Below are 16,868 nucleotides of genomic sequence, written 5' to 3'. Positions count from 1 at the left end.
CAGCTTCTCCTCCAATCAATCTCATATTACCCTAAAGCATGTTTCAGCAATCATAAAAAAACCGCTCACCTACAAGTAGGGGAGCGGTTGATGTTAGATTTGAGTCTGATGCTCTGGCTGATGCAACGTGATATTTGCCCCAAGCTGTGTGAACAGCCCGACGATATCCTCATAACCACGCTGAATATGCTTAACATCCGTGATTTTGGTTACGCCATCAGCTGCAAGGCCAGCCAAAATCAAAGAAGTACCAGCGCGAACGTCATGTGCTTTTACTGTTGCGCCCGTTAGTTTAGCAACGCCATGAATTAGGATCTGATGATCAACTACTTCGATGTCAGCACCAAGCTTCTTCAGCTCAGCAACATGCCCATTACGGTTTGGATATACTTTGTCCAAAATCGTACTAGAGCCAGCTGCTAACGTGAGCAGCGTAGTAAGAGGCTGCTGCAAATCAGTTGCAAGTTCTGGATACATGCCTGTCTGGATGCGAGCACCTTGCAGCGCAGTTCCTGAAGCTGTCATCGAGTCATCGTCTTCTGTAATTGTCATACCTAGCTCAATCAGTTTGTTCGTACAGCTTGCTAAGTGCTCAGGAATGACATTTTTAACTGTAATCCGGCCATTCGTCACACCTGCTGCCATCAAAAATGCACCAGCAATCAAACGATCCGGAATTACTGTGTGTTCGATTCCACCATGAAGAGACTCCACGCCGTCAATCGTAATCTTCTCTGTACCGGCACCTTTGATTTTTGCTCCCATTAAGTTCAGGAGGTTCGCTAAATCAACTACTTCCGGATCTTTTGCAGCATTATGCAGTGTTGTGCGTCCTTCAGCTTTTGCTGCTGCGAGCATAGCGTTGATGGTAGCACCTGATGTAATCACATCAAATGTAATCTCCGCACCTGTCAATTTCTCGCTAGTTACTTCATAATACTGCTGCTTGAAATCAAATGTTGCTCCAAGTGCAGAAAGAGCCTTCACATGTTGATCAATTGGACGGGAACCGAAGTCATCTCCGCCTGGATAACCGATTTGCACGGTTTTGACTTTATGCAGCAAAGCTCCGACAAAGTAATACGACGCGCGGAAATCCGATGTCTTGGCTAAATCAAGTTTTCCGGAAGTAATATGTCTACCAGTAAGCTCATACGTATTTTTCTCTTTTTCATTCATATGCAAGCCGATATCCTCGGCAAGTTCTTTTATCAATAAGATATCCCGGATAGCGGGAATATCATGAATTGTGATTGTCTCATCTGTCAAACAGCCTGCTACAACCAGTGCAAGCGCACTGTTCTTGGCACCTGGAATGGTAACTTCTCCGGTTAGCGGGCCGCTTTTTCTGACTTCAAACCATGCATTGTCCACTCTATTACGCTCCTTGTCTAATTACAGCGCCTGAAAGGTCAGAAACAAAAGGAATTAAGAAAATAGGAATATACCTAGCTTCTTTGTATAATCCAGTATTTCTGAACAGCCTTTAGCGCTTTTTATCTGCTCTCATATGCACATAAATTTCATTTTACCATTAATCAGCTAAGAAGTAGATAGGGAATAAGTATTCCTGTATGCAGTTTTTACCTATATCTTCGAACCCCTAAGGTAAGAGTTTCATATACTAGCGGTAACAGACTTTTGTGCTACAATAAAAAGGACTGGACTATACCAAAAGAAAGGCAGGCTCATCATGAAAGGAAAAAAGGTTATCAAGGGCACGGCTATCGGGCTGCTTGTTCTTTTTCTGTTTTGGTTCGTCCGGGAACATATTAAACTGTCACCTGAGGATATCCAAGGGTGGATTGTTTCATTTGGGATCGTATCTCCATTAATCTACATGGGAATCTATGCGGTTAAACCCGTCATATTTTTTCCTTCCTCTGTATTATCGATTGCTGGTGGTTTAGCGTTCGGCTTTGTTAAAGGGACTATCTTCATTTTAATTGGTTCTGCGGGTGCTGCTATCGTCGCATATTTTCTAGCTCACTTTTTCTCCGAGCGATTCGGGGATAAGGATTTAGGTGAAAGAGTGGAGAAAATCAAGCAGAAATTGCATGACGAAGGTTTCTTTTATGTATTAGTCATGCGGGTGCTGCCGGTTTTCAATTATGATCTGGTCAGTTATGTTGCCGGTCTGACACGTGTTAAGTTCAAGCAATATATGGCCGCCAGTGTATTAGGCGTGCTTCCGGGGACGATGACTTATGCACTTGTCGGGTCAAGTATCGTATCCTTAAACTATACGTATATCGCTATTATTCTATTGATTATATTGATTTGTGCTCTGATAGGCTTTTGGAAAAGAGACAAGATAAAAGAAATACTGACATAAGACAGCTGAGGCTGTCTTTTTTTATTTTCTTTAGAATGTAAGAGTTATGCTATGATGAGATAATTGAAAGAATATTCCAAATGGAGGTGATGTGTGCATGGAGGATAAAAAACAGTCTTTACGACGCAGCATACAATATGTAAAACGAGAAATTATCGGCCAAGATCAAGCAGTTGAACTTTTATTTGTAGCATTACTGGCAAATGGTCATGTGCTATTAGAGAGCGTGCCAGGGACGGGTAAAACAAAACTTGCCAAAACGGTAGCAGCTGTCTATGGCGGACAATTCCGCCGTGTTCAGTTCACACCCGATGTTTTGCCAAGTGACGTAACTGGAATTCAATTTTTCAATCCGAAGAAACAGGAATTCGAGATCAGGTACGGTCCTGCATTTACGAATCTGCTGCTTGCTGATGAAATCAACCGGGCTGCGCCGAAAACACAATCCAGTTTGCTGGAGGTAATGGAAGAGCAGCAGCTTACAATTGATGGTGAGACACTGCCCGTTCCTGTTCCATTTACGGTTATTGCTACGCAAAATCCTGTTGAACAAGGGCAAGGAACTTATCCACTGCCTGAAGCACAGCTGGATCGTTTTTTACTGCGTATCCAGCTTGATTATCCAGAGCTGGAGGATGAAAGGAACATTCTCAATACATATAAGCAAGTTGGAATTAGTAATGAAGCGATATTGAATCCAGAGACAGTGCTTCAGCTGCAGCAGGAAGTAAACAGTATCCATATTACAGATGATGTAAAGGATTATTTGTTATCCATCATTCACGCCAGTCGAAATCATCCTGAAGTTCGGCTTGGAGCAAGTACGCGGGCGGCACTTGCATGGCTGAAAGCGGGACAGGCGTATGCTCTTTTGGATGGTAGAGACTTCGTTTCACCTCAAGATATCAAGCTATTAGCCAAGTTCATACTGGGACATCGGATCATGCTGACCATGGAGGGAGCCATCCGGAAAACAAAGCAGGAAATCGTGGAAGAGATCTTAGCTAATACTACTGTTCCTGTCGAGTCAGGGAGTCAGTCCTGATGTTATGGAGAAGGGAAATGCCGGAAGATCGTTTTTCTGATCTGCTGTCTTTTTTGGCTATTATTGTATTCCTTCTCGGCTTATGGGTTGGTATCAGGGCTTTCTTTATCCTAGCAGGAGTAATTGCTGCGATCATTCTTGTCCAGCGGTATTACGATAAGTGCCTTGGTCGTCATCTGGATTTGCAAAGTGAACGGAAAACAATTCGGCTTTTTCCTGGGGAAAGAGCAGTCATTAACTTCCGGTTCGAAAATAAGGGAAACCTGTCTCTTCCTAATGCTAATCTTAAATTCCAAGTAAAAGATGCTCTTGCAGCTGACAGCCTGCGGGGAAAGCCGATAGTTGGATCAGATGCACAGCTATATGAGACATCGTTTCATATACCAAAAAAACAAGCGCTCGAAGTCAGTTTTCCATTTATTGCCGTGAAAAGAGGAATAGCAGCACCATCTAGTATCATGCTTTATTTACCGCTGTTCAGGATGCAGCTTCTTCAGCTGACATACCTAGGCAGATACCAGACGAGTGTAATCGTTTATCCCACCCAGGAGTTGGTTCACGGAGTGGAAAAATTTTTCAGTCAGCAAGCTGGTCATGTTCTAGCAGATCTTGCCCTGACAGAGGATCCGCTCCAAATTAAGTCAATCAGGGATTATCTACCGACAGATGATTTCCGTCGTATCCATTGGAAGGCCAGTGTAAGAAAAAATATGCTGCAGACAAAAGTTTTAGAGCGCACTTATGATATGACAATTACGCTTATCTTGAATATTAGTACAACAAGCAGACTGGGTAATGCGTATGTCTCTCCGGAACTAGAGAGAATTCTATCTTGTGCTGCTTTTATCATCTACCAAGCAGCTGAGAACGGATATCCGATTGATATGCACATAAATCTGCGGGCAAAAGGGCAGACGCATATCTATACAGAAAGTGCAGGGCAGGCCGAAACAGATGTGAAAAATGCCCTCGATCTGCTGGCAAGCGTACATGCTGAGGATGGTATGACTGAAATCACCTCTGTGCTGCATCACTTGAAAATGAGAAGGAATCAAACCGTTTCTATTTTGATAGGCGAATTACCGACTTCCCTGCATGGGATGAACGGTAGATTGTACCACGTCGACCCAATAAAGGCTGTTCTGGAGGAAGTAACTTTGAACCGGGAATGGGTGAGAGCATGAGGTATGCAGCAGGGTTTACTTATCTGTTAGAGGGATTTTTCCTTTATCTGCTCTGTGTGCCGTTTCTGATACGATTCGAGCAGTCGCTTTTCTTCGGTTATCACTTTTTGCTCGTATCCATGCTCCTTGTCTTTTGGGTAATGAATCGATATATTCGCAGTCAGCTGCTGATTGTACCGCTTCTTTCGACCGGCATTCTCATTGGCAGTGTGGTGCTCGGATGGCCGATTTGGTTCACTATCATTGTTGCAGGCATTCTTTATTGGAGACTCACCGTTCAGGAGACAGAGGCAGAACCTGCTTATGGATATGTTTACCTCATGCTTTATCTCTCCTTATTGATAACGATCTTGCTCTTCTTCTATCGAACAGAGCTGGTTGCAGCAGGTTTAACGACAATCATCATATTTTTTGCAGGCTATTGGATTTATCATACCCAAGGTCAAGAACCTAAAGGGATGCTTGAGACACCTGTCGTTCTTTTTCTGTTAGCCGCTATTTCTACAGGAGGGCTGGCATGGCTTCTTTATCCTGTTGTTCAAGCAATTGCAGGAGCGATGTTCAGTTCAGTTTTCCGCTATGCAGGAAATGGACTGGAATGGGCGCTGACAAGATTTGGGGTTGGTGATCAGTTTATCGAGTCTTCCTCCACGACAGCCGAGGAGCAAGGAAACAATATGGTTCAGATTCCAGATTTGCCGCCGTTATTTAGGACGGAAAAAGTAGAAGAAACGGTCAGCGTGGGTAGTACTTGGGTTTGGATTGCTGTTGGCGGAGTTCTGTTGATCCTGCTCGTAATTTGGCTTTACAAAAGGCAAAGGCTCGATGGAATCAGCATTGATGATGGTGCAATGCAAGCAGAACAGCAGATGATTTTTACACCACTTGCTGACAAATCGGAAGAAAATCAGTCGGTTCGGATTATGCCGCCGGTGCAGCTAGTTCGCAAGCATGTGTTCCAGCTGGAACGCTACGCCAATAGGCATAAGAAAGGGAGGAGAAGCTCGGAGACTTGGCAAGAATGGCTCACCCGCATCGGTATCCCCGACACTAGTCTCTCAATTTATGAGAAAGTAAGGTATGGAGAAGCAGAAATTTCTAAGAAAGAATTGCAAGCTTTTGAGCAGGATATCCGAGAGGCTAAGAAACAAATAAAAGACCAATAGGATGGGACAGTCCCAATCCTATTGGTCTTTTATTCATACAAATGCTGTAGTTTGAATTCCGCTTTCTTTTTCATAGGCAAGTTGGAGAGTGCGCGTGTCGCTGCCCGGCTTCCCATTACCGATAAGACTCCCCTCAATTTCGATGACGGGCATGATTTCACTGGTCGTACTGGTGATGAATACCTCATCTGCCTGGAGCAGCTGGTCAGTTGTAAAGGCTGTCTCCTTCACTTGCAATCCTGCTTTTAGTGCAAGTGCCAATACTCTGCTGCGGACACAGCCATGCAGGATGTTTTCTGCAGCAGGATGTGTGAAAAGAATCTTATCCTTAATGATGAATACATTGGAGGATGATCCTTCTGTAACAGTGCCATTTTTGTGGAGAATAGCTTCAAAAGCTCCTTTTTCCTTGGCAGTTTGCTTGGCTAGTATATTTGGCAGCAAATTCAGACTTTTGATGTAGCATAAATCCCATCTGATATCATCTGCCAAAACAGCACGTACGCCTTGCTGAAGCGGAGACACAGGCCTTTCACTAGGTTCCATATAAGCATAGAAATTACTCGGCACATCTGGAAAACTATGCTCTCGTGGTGCAGAACCGCGAGTGATTTGCAGATAAAGCTTTGCATCTGTTTGTACATCATTCTTCTCTGACAGTTGATGGAGAGAAGCAATCAATGCATCTTTAGCAAATGGAACTTCCAGCCGAATCGCTTCAGCGGAACGATAAAGCCGATCGATATGTTCCTCCAGCAAATCAAATGTCCCTTGATATATACGGATGACCTCGTAAACACCGTCCCCGAATTGCAAACCTCTTTCTTCAAAGGGATATAAAAGTGATTCTTTGGTGATTATCCCATCTTGCGTTAGTAAGTAATCGTACAAGCTCATATCCTTACCTCCCTCTTGTTAAAATCCAGTATAGCAGAGGTGAAAGCAGAGGCGAGAAAAAAATTTGTCGAATTATGTTTAGAATGTTGCGTGCATGTAAAAACCTTGTTATACTACTTAACATACTATTTATAAACCGGGGTAATCATTTCGCTTGTCATGCACTTGTTTACTACCCCTGAGCCAACGCAGTGTCTCGTTTTAAACGTAACGAGGCATTGCGTTTTTACTATGTATATTATGGAAATAATGATAAAGAAAGGAGGCCGTATAATGGATGCAGAACAGCTGAAGCAGGAGCTGATTGCCTACAGCAAGGAGATCGGTGTAGATAAAATCAGGTTCACAACGGCGGATGTCTTTCAGGAGCTGAAGGAAAGATTAAAACAGCAGCAAGAAAACAATTATCAGTCAGGTTTTGAGAAAGGTACAATCGAGGAACGGACTGAACCGAAGAAGCTTATGCCTTCTGCTCAATCCATTATCGCAATAGCGCTCGCGTATCCTTCCAGATTGCCTAATGCACCAAAAAGTACGAAGGAAGAACCGCGCGGATTGTTCTGTCGGGCCTCCTGGGGAATGGATTATCATGAAGTGCTGCGCGATCGAATGAATAAACTGACTGCTTTTCTTTCAGAAAGGGTAGAAGGATTTACCTATCGTTCAATGGTTGATACAGGTGAGTTATCTGATCGAGCTGTAGCTGAGCGAGCGGGGATCGGTTTCAGTGCTAAAAACAGTTTTGTCATTACGCCCGAATTCGGATCGTATGTGTATCTTGGTGAAGTGATTACCAACATTCCATTCTTACCGGATGAAGCTGTAGAGGATAGTTGCGGAACATGCACAAAATGCATTGACTCCTGTCCCACAGGGGCCCTTGTCCAAGGCGGCCAGCTGAATGCTCAGCGTTGTATTGCCTATCTTACGCAGACGAAAGATTTCCTGCCAGACGAATTTCGTTCAAAAATCGGAAACCGTATCTATGGCTGTGATACATGCCAGCTGGTTTGTCCAAAGAACAAAGGCATGGATTTCCACCTTCATGAAGAAATGGAGCCAGATCCAGAGGTCGTGAAACCGCTGCTGAAACCGTTACTCAAGATGTCGAATAAAGAATTCAAAGCAAAATTCGGCCTGATCTCCGGTTCTTGGCGAGGAAAGAAACCGATTCAGCGCAATGCAATACTAGCCATTGCACATTATAAGACTACATCAGCCGTACCGGATTTGATTGAGCTGATGGAGCAAGATCCAAGACCTGTTATTCGTGGGACAGCCGCTTGGGCCATTGGTAAGATTGGGTTACCGGAAGGTTTCGATGCAGTAAGGAAAGCGATGGATAAAGAGCAGGACGATCAAGTACTTGAAGAAATGCGTAAAGGACTACAGTTCGAAGAGGAATATGCAGAATCACACTGAAAAGGGGCATAAATTAAATGCTCCTTTTTTTATATCTCATAGTTTAGCTGTTTAAAAGACTGGGTATATAGTAATAAGATGGAATACAAGGATATTTTTTTGTGATTTAAGTGGTATGAAATACCTAAAATTATTGTCCTTTTGCTATCAAATAAGTGTACAAGAAACGAAGGGATCATAATGGAATTATTACATAACCTAGTCGAGTCGGCAGAAGATCTGCAAAAAATAATCGGTACCGATACGATGATTGGAATTACAGATAGAGAAAAGTTCTTGAGTTATCTGCCTACTACAAAGGTCGATTTTGGGATTCATGTGGGAAGCCCTATACCAGTCGGAGATAAAAACTTAGAAGCCGCATTAGCGGGCCGATATGGTTCGGTTTTATTGCCGCGGGAAGTATATGGTATTCCTCTGTATGCGAAGTCCTTTCCAATTCGAAACGACAATAAAGAGGTAGTTGGAGCTTTCGCAATTGCGGTCCCTCTGGATGCGCAAGAAAAAATGGAAGGGTACATAGAGAACCTGCGTCAAATAATTGATGGCCTCCAGGATAAATTGCACACTGTTTCAGCCCATTCAGAAGAACTTGCGGCGTCCAGCGAGGAAATCGCAGCCCAGTCACAGGAATCCATGCTTCTGACAGAAACAACAGTTGGATCAATAAGTGAGATTTCCCAAATTCAGCAGCAGACCAACATCCTAGGTTTGAATGCATCAATTGAGGCAGCTCGAGCTGGAAAAGCTGGTGCAGGATTTGCTGTTGTTGCAAGTGAGGTCAGGAAACTGTCTTCCCAAACAACGGATGTTACGAAAAGTATGAGCGTCTCTCTAGAGAATATTAAAAATAATATTACTGCTCTATCCGGAAGTGTGGAGCAAATTCGGAATGCATCCGGTGAGCAAGCAGATCTAGTAAATAACTTCAGCCAGCTTATCGATCAATTGCATCTTTTAGGCGAAGATATGGAATCATTCTTTAAATCAGTAACATCCTCATAAAATAGGGCCGCTGCAGCGGCCCTATTTTAATGCTTTGCCCAACCCTTTTGCGTTATGAAATCTTTCATATAAACACGTTTCGGGATGCGGAGATTATCTGTAGCCTGCTCGGTCCAGGTTGTCTTCCGAGTGTTTTCAATCCGATCCACATAATATGACTGGATGGTACGGTCATATTCCTCCAACTGAGCATTCAGCAAACCTTTATCCACGTTATATCTGTTTTCATGATAAACACTTCCGAACGGCAGCCGCGGTTTCTTTTCATTCACTTTTTCGGGATAGCCAACAGCAATCCCGAACAGCGGTAATACTTGAGCAGGTACGCCAAGGCTTGCAGAAACACCGGCCAGATTATTTCGAAGACCGCCTATGTAACAAATGCCCAGCCCCATCGATTCTGCTGCAATGGCAAGATTTTGAGCAGCGAGCGAAGCATCAATTGTACCGATCAGCAAAGCTTCTGTTCCTTGAATTGTTTCAGAAATGTCTGCCCGCAGATTGCTTGCCATTTCCTTATGGCGGTAGAAATCAGCACAAAAAACAAAGAAGTGGCCATTGTTCACGACATATTCCTGGCTGCCTGCATAAGTGCTAAGCTCTTTTTTCACCAAAGGATCGCTAACACCGATGATGGAGTACGCCTGGAGGAAGCTCGACGTGGATGCTGCTTGAGCAGCGGAAACGAGTTCCTTGATCTGTTCCTCTGTAAGGCGCTCGGAAGTAAATGATCTTACTGATTTGTGGCTAAGGATAGTTTGCAAAACATCAGACATCGTATTCTCCCCCTTTTTTATAAGGATACACAAAATTGTCACATTTGTAACTAAAAATGTTTGCGCTTTCATTGATGGGATGAGACAAGCTGATGAAGCATATACTGTCATGATTCTACATACATACAAGTGAGGTGGGAGCATGGAGACATTCATGACTGTTTTATCTGTATTCGTCGTAGGAGGCTTGCTCCTCCTACGAGGATATGCCATGTCATATCGAAGAAAGAACAGGAGGGATAGAGATGGGGAAGAGTGAACAGCTGGCAGATTATTGGATGCAGAGAGTTGATGGGAAGAAGGATGAGAATTGGCTCGTCAACCGGATTGTTTTTCATGAAAAAGACGGGGCGAAGGTTGCGCAGATTCGAGGAGAAGGAATAATTCTGAGCGAGGAACACGAAGGGGAGGAAGACATCATTACCTATCGCTTGTGCGCAACTTTTCTCGTGCATAAGCAGCATGCAACGTATCATGAAGAAGAAGTGCATACGCATAGAGCTCGTATGCGAGCTGGACAAATCATTCATGATGAGCGAGTTGAGGACGCTGTCCAGCCTCATGTACAAGGGCTTGTCGTCTTTGAGAGCAACGATCAGGATTTTGACCGGCAATTCACCTATGATAGACGGGCAGCTGTTCAGTATGCCGAACGATGGTGGAATGATTATAATCCTGCTTACAAGAAATTTGAAGTCGATTGCACAAATTATGTCTCCCAGTGCTTACGGGCAGGCGGGGCGCCAATGCGGGGGGAACCAGACAGGAATTCAGGGTGGTGGTTCAATGGTGAAAACTGGAGCTATAGTTTCACAGTAGCTAATGCCTTGCGGTGGTATTTGAGCGGATCGACACAAGGCTTACGCGGTAAGGAAGTAGCGGATGCGAGGCTGCTGAGGCCTGGCGATGTGATTTGCTATGATTTTGAGGGTGATGGGAACTATAATCACAATACGATAGTGGTAGCCCGGAACGCACAGGGTGAGCCGTTGGTCAATGCCCATACTGCTAACAGCAGAATGCGTCATTGGGCTTACGTTGACTCTCCGGCTTATACAGAGAACGTTGTGTATAAATTTTTCCAGATTGGGCTATGATCTCTGCTGTGCTATACTGGTAAGGTTGAAAGTTGAAAAGCAGAGGTGAAAGTATATGCCAAGACATATCGTACTATTCCAACCAGAAATCCCAGCTAATACAGGGAATATTGCTCGTACCTGCCTTGCGACAGATACGGCTTTGCATCTAATTCGTCCGCTTGGTTTCTCAACGGATGACAAAATGCTGAGAAGATCAGGATTGGACTATTGGCATGACGTGGATATTCATTACTACGATAGTATAGAAGAGTTATATGAAAAATTTCCGGAAGGTGTCTTTTATTATATAGAGAACTTCGGTACCAAGCATTATTCAGATTATGATTTCAGCAATACAGATCAAGATCTGCTATTCGTTTTTGGTCGAGAGTCGACTGGCATTCCGAAAGATTTGCTTGTAGGGAAAGAGGAGCAATGTCTTCGTATTCATATGACAGATAAAGTCCGATCTTTAAATCTATCGAATACGGCAGCAATTATTATTTATGAAGCTCTTCGTCAGCAGCGCTTCGATGGGTTATCCTAAACTGCACCTAGTGTGCAGTTTATTTTTTTATAGTTGTTTAGACATGCATAAAATGGGACAAAAATAGTACTTTCCCCAGTTTTATTTGGTAGCATTATACTAATGTAACTTATATCCGGTGGATTTGCTGGTGTGGCAAGGTATAATGGAGTGCATGAATAATATGAGAGATTACACGCTATTGCTTCGGGCATTTGGAGATAAGCTTCGTTATCTGAGAAAAAAACAGATGCTGACACAGGAAGAATTGGCTGGCATGGCGGGTTTTAATCGATCGTACTACTCCGATATTGAAAACGGGAAGCGGAATATTTCTTTTGTTGGCATCAGTAAATTGGCGATAGCGCTAGATGTGGAAATGTGTGAGCTGCTGCCGGCAAAAGAGGACTATCATCAGCTGCTTGATTCGGAAGCAAAACACAACCAGGAAACAATTACATACATATACGGCAGCACTGTTGAAAGGCAGTTACGCAAAACTTGAGGGGCTAAGGGATGAGATTCTATGCCAGCCAGGTGCGAACGAAGAGGGATTCTCAGGCTGCCAGACATGGCAGCTTTTTTTGAAAAAGGAGAATGAAATTGATTTTAAAACGTAAACGCATCCAAGACATACTACTAGGTGATTATTTGGGCAGTGATATTGTCCTGGCAGACAAGACAAAATTAAATAAAGGGACAGTCGTCACTGCAGCTTTACTGGAACAGCTGAAGCATAACAGAGTGCCTTCGGTCGTCGTTGAAACCGAGGAAGAGGAAACTACTGATCTATTTAGCAAGACAGATCGCCTCCAGCAGATGATTCAGCAGCTGCTGGAGAAAGAAACTGATCATCAAGCAACATATAAGCGGAGTATGGAAAAGCATTTTTACACAAATTTGTCTTATATCGCTTTTGAGTACCGCTATGGAAAACTACTTTATGAGGAAGAAAGCATTCGTTTCTTGAAGGATTTGTACATCAAAAGCCTGAAGACAATGGGGAGGAGCAGTCTTTGGCATATGCTTGAGCAAAGAGATCCCTATGCTTTTATTCATTCTTTAGATGTTTTTGTAATCGGTACAATGCTCGCTTACCATATGAATGTCGTCCAGTTGGATCTTTGTGCAACAGGGTATTTATTCCACGATATCGGAAAGCTTGAAATTCCTCGCGAAATCCTCGATAAAACATCTACACTGACAAAAGAGGAATATGAAATTGTACAAACGCATACGGTCAAAGGAGAGACACTCCTGCACCAGACAGGTGAACCTTTACTAGGTCGCTATGCGCGAAGTCATCACGAACGGCTGAATCGTAAAGGCTATCCAGATGGTGCTTATTTACCAGAGCTAGGGATGGATCTGCAGATTTTAGCTGTGGTCGATACGTTTTCAGCTTTGACACTTTCCCGTACTTATCGGGAAGTATTGCCAGCAACAGAAGCTATTCAGCTGATGCTGGAGATGTCGGAAGCATATCCGAAGAAGATCGTGAAGAAGCTGGCGCAGCTGATGCATATTTTCCCTAACGATAAAAAAACACTTCAGCTTGATGATGTCATGCTGGATAAATTTACGAACGAATCATACATGGAAATTGGATGGAAGCAGAAGCCGTAAGCAGACGTGAAATGGATTTGCTGGCATTATAGCCAAACCCTGGGCATACATTAAGGTAATCGCCTTTTGTTTAACAATGCCTGGGAGGTTAATGAATGATGAATATATTGGATAAGGTACAGCAGTATCGCCAGGAACAAGAGAAGCTCCACTGGGAAGGAACGCTCGCTGATTATCTGCGTTTGTTGAAAGACCGGCCTTATCTTGCTCAATCTGCACATTCCCGTGTATATAACATGATCAAGCATAAAGGCATTGAAGAAGAAGATGGAGTGAAGAACTATAGCTTCTTCAAGGACTCGTTATTCGGTTTGGAAGAACCGCTTGAAAAGCTAGTGGAAGAATACTTCCATCCGGCTGCTCGGAGACTGGATGTACGCAAACGAATTCTCCTGCTCATGGGACCAGTAAGTGGAGGGAAATCCACGCTTGTCAGTTTGCTCAAACGAGGGCTGGAGGAATATACACTGACGGATGAAGGTGCAGTTTATGCCATAAAAGGCTGCCCAATGCATGAGGATCCGCTTCATCTGATTCCAGCACATCTTCGCAAGGATTTCGAAGACGAGTATGGAATCCGGATTGAGGGGAATCTCTCTCCATTAAACGTAATGCGCTTGGAAGAAGAGTATGATGGAAGAATCGAGGATGTTGTTGTTGAACGAATTTTCTTTTCCGAAGATAAACGATCAGGAATTGGTACGTTCAGCCCTTCTGATCCTAAATCGCAGGATATTGCAGACCTGACGGGTTCCATCGATTTCTCCACCATCGCGGAATATGGATCAGAATCGGATCCTAGGGCTTATCGCTTTGATGGGGAGCTTAATAAAGCCAACCGTGGACTGATGGAATTTCAGGAAATGCTGAAATGTGATGAGAAGTTTCTTTGGCATCTGCTTTCCTTGACGCAGGAAGGTAATTTCAAAGCCGGCCGCTTTGCCTTAATCAGTGCGGATGAATTGATCGTGGCACATACGAACGAATCAGAGTATCGTTCATTCATTTCGAATAAGAAGAATGAAGCATTGCATTCCCGGATGATCGTCATGCCGGTTCCTTATAATCTTAAGGTTGATGAAGAAGAGAAAATCTATCAAAAAATGATATCGGAAAGCGATATCAAAGATGTCCATATCGCTCCGCATACACTGAAGATTGCAGCGATGTTCACCATTCTTACAAGATTGAAAGAATCGAACCAAGGCGGCATCAGTTTGCTGAAGAAGATGCATCTCTATAATGGGAGGCAGCTGGAAGGCTTCAGTGACGCAGATATCCAAGAACTTAAAAAAGAACACAGCGATGAAGGAATGAGCGGAATTGATCCGCGCTATGTAATCAACCGAATTTCCAGTACGATCATTAAAAAAGAAATGCGTTCCATTAATGCATTGGACGTACTCCGTTCTTTAAAGGATGGCCTTAGCAGTCATGCATCCATTTCGAAGGAAGACCGGGAGCGCTATTTGAACTACATCGCTGTAGCAAGGAAAGAATATGATGAAATCGCGAAGAAGGAAGTGCAGAAAGCATTCGTCTATGCTTATGAAGAATCTGCTAAAACGTTGATGGATAATTATCTAGATAATGTCGAAGCTTATTGCAATAAGACAAAGCTGCATGATCCATTAACAGGGGATGAAATGCCTTCTGATGAAAAGCTTATGCGTTCCATTGAGGAGCAAATTGGGATTTCGGAGAATGCGAAGAAGGCTTTCCGTGAAGAGATCCTTATCCGAATCTCGGCGTATGCACGTAAAGGGAAGAAGTTCGATTATCAATCTCATGAACGGCTGCGGGAAGCAATCCAGAAAAAGCTATTTTCCGATCTGAAGGATGTAGTGAAAATCACAACGTCCATCAAAACTCCAGATGAGCAGCAGTTAAAGAAAATGAATGAAGTAGTCGCAACATTGATTGATGAATATGATTATAACTCCACATCGGCAAACGACCTGCTCCGCTATGTAGGAAGTTTGTTGAACAGATAAAAATAAGCCGCCGGGATCCCGGCGGCTTATTTATGTGTTTAGGCAGATAATAGTAAAAATCCTGCAAATATCGGAAGCAGTACCATCGCTGTCTTCAAGTAAACAGGGCGAACGCGTTTTGTGAATTTCGCTCCAATATAAGAACCAATCATCGTTCCTGCAACTACTTCGAGAAGTAATTTGATATCAAGGAAGCCGAGCTGTGCATAGCCGACTCCGCCAGCCAAGGCGATTGGAATGATAATCATCATTGTCGTACCTGCAGATTGCTGCGCAGACAGTCCGAGCAAGATAAGCAGTCCGATTTGGATGAATGGAGCGGAACCGATCCCGAACAATCCGGATAGTGCCCCGGTTAAGATGCCGAGCAGTGCAGCTGAAATAAAATAGATAACTTTGTTTTGGTAGATGAATGCACTAATTGTAGTCCCTTTGTCTGAAGGCTTGCCCATCAGCAGAAGACGAATGCAAAGAACTACCCCAGATAGGACAAGCATACCAGCCGTAAGATAATTTAAGATATCTTCTGGGATGAATCCGGAAAAATGGGAACTGATGAAAGCGCCAACCGCCCCAAAGATTCCAATGATTAAACCGGCCCGTAATGTCACGTTTCCTTCGCGGTAGTGGCTGACTGCACCCGAAAACGAGGAGAATAGCATGGATGCCAGAGCAGTGCCTAATGCCACGTGAATGGGGAAACCGAACAGCACTGTCAGAATGCTGATGATGAAACCAGATCCTCCAGCCCCGACAAAGCCGACGATAAGACCGGCGGCAATCATAATAAGGATAATTTCAATAGCCATAATAATTCCCTCATTTCTTGTTGTACTTTTAGTTAACCATAATGAAATGATATTGTATAATGCATAAATAACATATAAAAGATGCAGAAAAGGTATGGGTGAGCTTATGGAGTGGCAACAGTTAGTTTATTTTAAGGAAGTGGCGGAGCGAGAGCATTATCTTCAAGCAGCAAAGGCTCTGGCTATCTCTCAGCCTGCCTTGAGCCGTTCGATTCAGAAGCTGGAAGAGCAGCTGGGAGTGCCGCTTTTTGAGAAAAGGGGACGAGGAATTGTTCGGAGCAGTTACGGGGATGCTTTCTATACACATGCCGTCAAAATATTAGAGGAAATGGAGAAGGCAGAAAAACACATACGGAAGATGAAGGATCCACAGTATGGGGAAATAACACTTGGATTTATGAGGTCGCAAGGACTGCAGCATATACCCCGACTGTTAAAACAGTACAAGGAGATTTATCCTTCCGTCGAGTTCTCCCTGAACCAAGGCTCGACAGAAGAGCTAATCAATCAGTTAAGAGAAGGTAAGCTTGATTTATGTATCTGTAATATGGATCAGGGGGTGGAAGGCCTAACTTGGCGAAAGCTGTGGACAGATCAGCTTTATGTATATGTATCAGATACACATCCGCTTGCAAATGAAGAGCAGCTGGCATTACATCAGATAGAAGAAGAGCCCTTCCTGCTTATTCGCCCAGGCTATAGTGCCCGGGTAATGTTTGAACAGATAGTCGAAAAATATGGACTGGAACCGAAAGTAGCGTTCGAAAGTGAGGATATGATGACAATTCTGGGATTTGTCGCGGCGGGACAGGGCATTGCTCTGCTTCCATCCTTGGAAACACTTCAAATGTCCCATGTCAGGAGTATTCCTCTTATCGAACCGACAGAAAGGCAAATTGGTGTAGCTTGGCGGGAAGGCAGTGTACGCTCTCCAGCCAGTGATCATTTTATTGAACAGCTTGTCACTTACTCAACAAAATTTGGAGAATAAAGCGGCTTTATGT

The 16,868-nt window shown here is 43.7% G+C and carries 15 protein-coding genes, 1 pseudogene and 1 riboswitch; of the genes and pseudogenes, 12 read left to right on the top strand and 4 right to left on the bottom strand.

Going from position 1 to position 16,868, the window contains the following annotated elements; translation table 11 throughout:
* Positions 1-93: 93 nt before the first annotated feature.
* Positions 94-1,374 carry a UDP-N-acetylglucosamine 1-carboxyvinyltransferase gene (murA, locus tag CHH48_RS13100; protein WP_095219587.1) on the bottom strand — a complete coding sequence of 427 codons (1,281 nt, stop codon included), beginning with the start codon at positions 1,372-1,374 and terminating at the stop codon, positions 94-96.
* A 319-nt stretch (positions 1,375-1,693) separates the two neighbouring features.
* On the opposite strand from murA, the gene CHH48_RS13095 reads away from it, so the two are divergent.
* The 4 genes from CHH48_RS13095 to CHH48_RS13080 all read left to right on the top strand — a co-directional run bounded on the left by CHH48_RS13095 (position 1,694) and on the right by CHH48_RS13080 (position 5,730).
* Positions 1,694-2,335, top strand: coding sequence for a TVP38/TMEM64 family protein (locus CHH48_RS13095; protein WP_095219586.1), 642 nt, complete (start codon positions 1,694-1,696; stop codon positions 2,333-2,335).
* 97 nt (positions 2,336-2,432) lie between these two features.
* The gene (locus CHH48_RS13090; protein ID WP_095219585.1) at positions 2,433-3,380 is read left to right on the top strand and encodes an AAA family ATPase; all 948 of its coding nucleotides are present in this window, start codon (positions 2,433-2,435) and stop codon (positions 3,378-3,380) included.
* Positions 3,380-4,564 (top strand): DUF58 domain-containing protein, encoded by a 1,185-nt coding sequence (locus tag CHH48_RS13085; protein ID WP_095219584.1) that lies wholly within the window; start codon positions 3,380-3,382, stop codon positions 4,562-4,564. Before CHH48_RS13090 ends, CHH48_RS13085 begins: the two co-directional genes overlap by 1 nt.
* Entirely contained in the window at positions 4,561-5,730 is a 1,170-nt protein-coding gene (locus CHH48_RS13080) for a hypothetical protein (protein WP_095219583.1), read from the top strand. The genes CHH48_RS13085 and CHH48_RS13080 overlap by 4 nt, the downstream gene beginning before the upstream one ends.
* A 33-nt stretch (positions 5,731-5,763) precedes the next feature.
* On the opposite strand, the gene dat is transcribed toward CHH48_RS13080, so the two are convergent.
* Positions 5,764-6,627 (bottom strand): D-amino-acid transaminase, encoded by an 864-nt coding sequence (gene dat / locus CHH48_RS13075; protein ID WP_095219582.1) that lies wholly within the window; start codon positions 6,625-6,627, stop codon positions 5,764-5,766.
* Positions 6,628-6,900: 273 nt separating this feature from the next.
* Here dat and queG point away from each other — a divergent pair, with 273 nt between their 5' ends.
* Positions 6,901-8,049 carry a tRNA epoxyqueuosine(34) reductase QueG gene (gene queG, locus CHH48_RS13070; RefSeq protein ID WP_095219581.1) on the top strand — a complete coding sequence of 383 codons (1,149 nt, stop codon included), beginning with the start codon at positions 6,901-6,903 and terminating at the stop codon, positions 8,047-8,049.
* Between the two features lie 180 nt (positions 8,050-8,229).
* Positions 8,230-9,054: a methyl-accepting chemotaxis protein gene (locus CHH48_RS19890; RefSeq protein WP_095219580.1), complete on the top strand. Its 825-nt coding sequence runs from the start codon at positions 8,230-8,232 to the stop codon at positions 9,052-9,054.
* 26 nt (positions 9,055-9,080) lie between these two features.
* Here the strand turns inward: CHH48_RS19890 and nfsA are convergent, their stop codons facing one another.
* Positions 9,081-9,830: an oxygen-insensitive NADPH nitroreductase gene (gene nfsA, locus CHH48_RS13060; protein ID WP_095219579.1), complete on the bottom strand. Its 750-nt coding sequence runs from the start codon at positions 9,828-9,830 to the stop codon at positions 9,081-9,083.
* Between the two features lie 245 nt (positions 9,831-10,075).
* On the opposite strand from nfsA, the gene CHH48_RS13055 reads away from it, so the two are divergent.
* From CHH48_RS13055 to CHH48_RS13035, 5 genes and pseudogenes are all read left to right on the top strand, one after another.
* Entirely contained in the window at positions 10,076-10,927 is an 852-nt protein-coding gene (locus CHH48_RS13055; RefSeq protein WP_245840381.1) for an amidase domain-containing protein, read from the top strand.
* 55 nt (positions 10,928-10,982) lie between these two features.
* Positions 10,983-11,456, top strand: a complete 474-nt coding sequence (gene trmL / locus CHH48_RS13050) for a tRNA (uridine(34)/cytosine(34)/5-carboxymethylaminomethyluridine(34)-2'-O)-methyltransferase TrmL (RefSeq protein ID WP_095219578.1) — start codon at positions 10,983-10,985, stop codon at positions 11,454-11,456.
* A gap of 145 nt (positions 11,457-11,601) precedes the next feature.
* Positions 11,602-11,817: pseudogene (locus CHH48_RS13045) on the top strand (helix-turn-helix domain-containing protein); the annotation flags it as partial.
* A gap of 77 nt (positions 11,818-11,894) precedes the next feature.
* A riboswitch (cyclic di-GMP riboswitch) is annotated at positions 11,895-11,980 on the top strand.
* Positions 11,981-12,038: 58 nt separating this feature from the next.
* A complete protein-coding gene (locus CHH48_RS13040; protein ID WP_176466441.1) occupies positions 12,039-13,061 on the top strand; it encodes an HD-GYP domain-containing protein in 1,023 nt (340 codons plus the stop codon).
* A 98-nt stretch (positions 13,062-13,159) separates the two neighbouring features.
* Positions 13,160-15,055 carry a PrkA family serine protein kinase gene (locus tag CHH48_RS13035; RefSeq protein ID WP_095219623.1) on the top strand — a complete coding sequence of 632 codons (1,896 nt, stop codon included), beginning with the start codon at positions 13,160-13,162 and terminating at the stop codon, positions 15,053-15,055.
* Positions 15,056-15,093: 38 nt separating this feature from the next.
* Here CHH48_RS13035 and CHH48_RS13030 read toward each other — a convergent pair whose 3' ends face one another.
* Entirely contained in the window at positions 15,094-15,864 is a 771-nt protein-coding gene (locus CHH48_RS13030) for a sulfite exporter TauE/SafE family protein (protein ID WP_342747550.1), read from the bottom strand.
* A 106-nt stretch (positions 15,865-15,970) separates the two neighbouring features.
* Between CHH48_RS13030 and CHH48_RS13025 the strand changes: the two genes are divergently transcribed.
* A complete protein-coding gene (locus CHH48_RS13025) occupies positions 15,971-16,855 on the top strand; it encodes a LysR family transcriptional regulator (protein WP_175074397.1) in 885 nt (294 codons plus the stop codon).
* The last annotated feature ends 13 nt before the right edge of the window (positions 16,856-16,868 follow it).

It is taken from the genome of Terribacillus saccharophilus (assembly GCF_002272075.1).
In the GTDB taxonomy this organism is placed as follows: Bacteria; Bacillota; Bacilli; order Bacillales; family Amphibacillaceae; genus Terribacillus; species Terribacillus saccharophilus_A.
The sequence above is the reverse complement of the archived record's forward strand: the minus strand, read 5'-3'. Positions and strand labels throughout refer to the sequence as shown.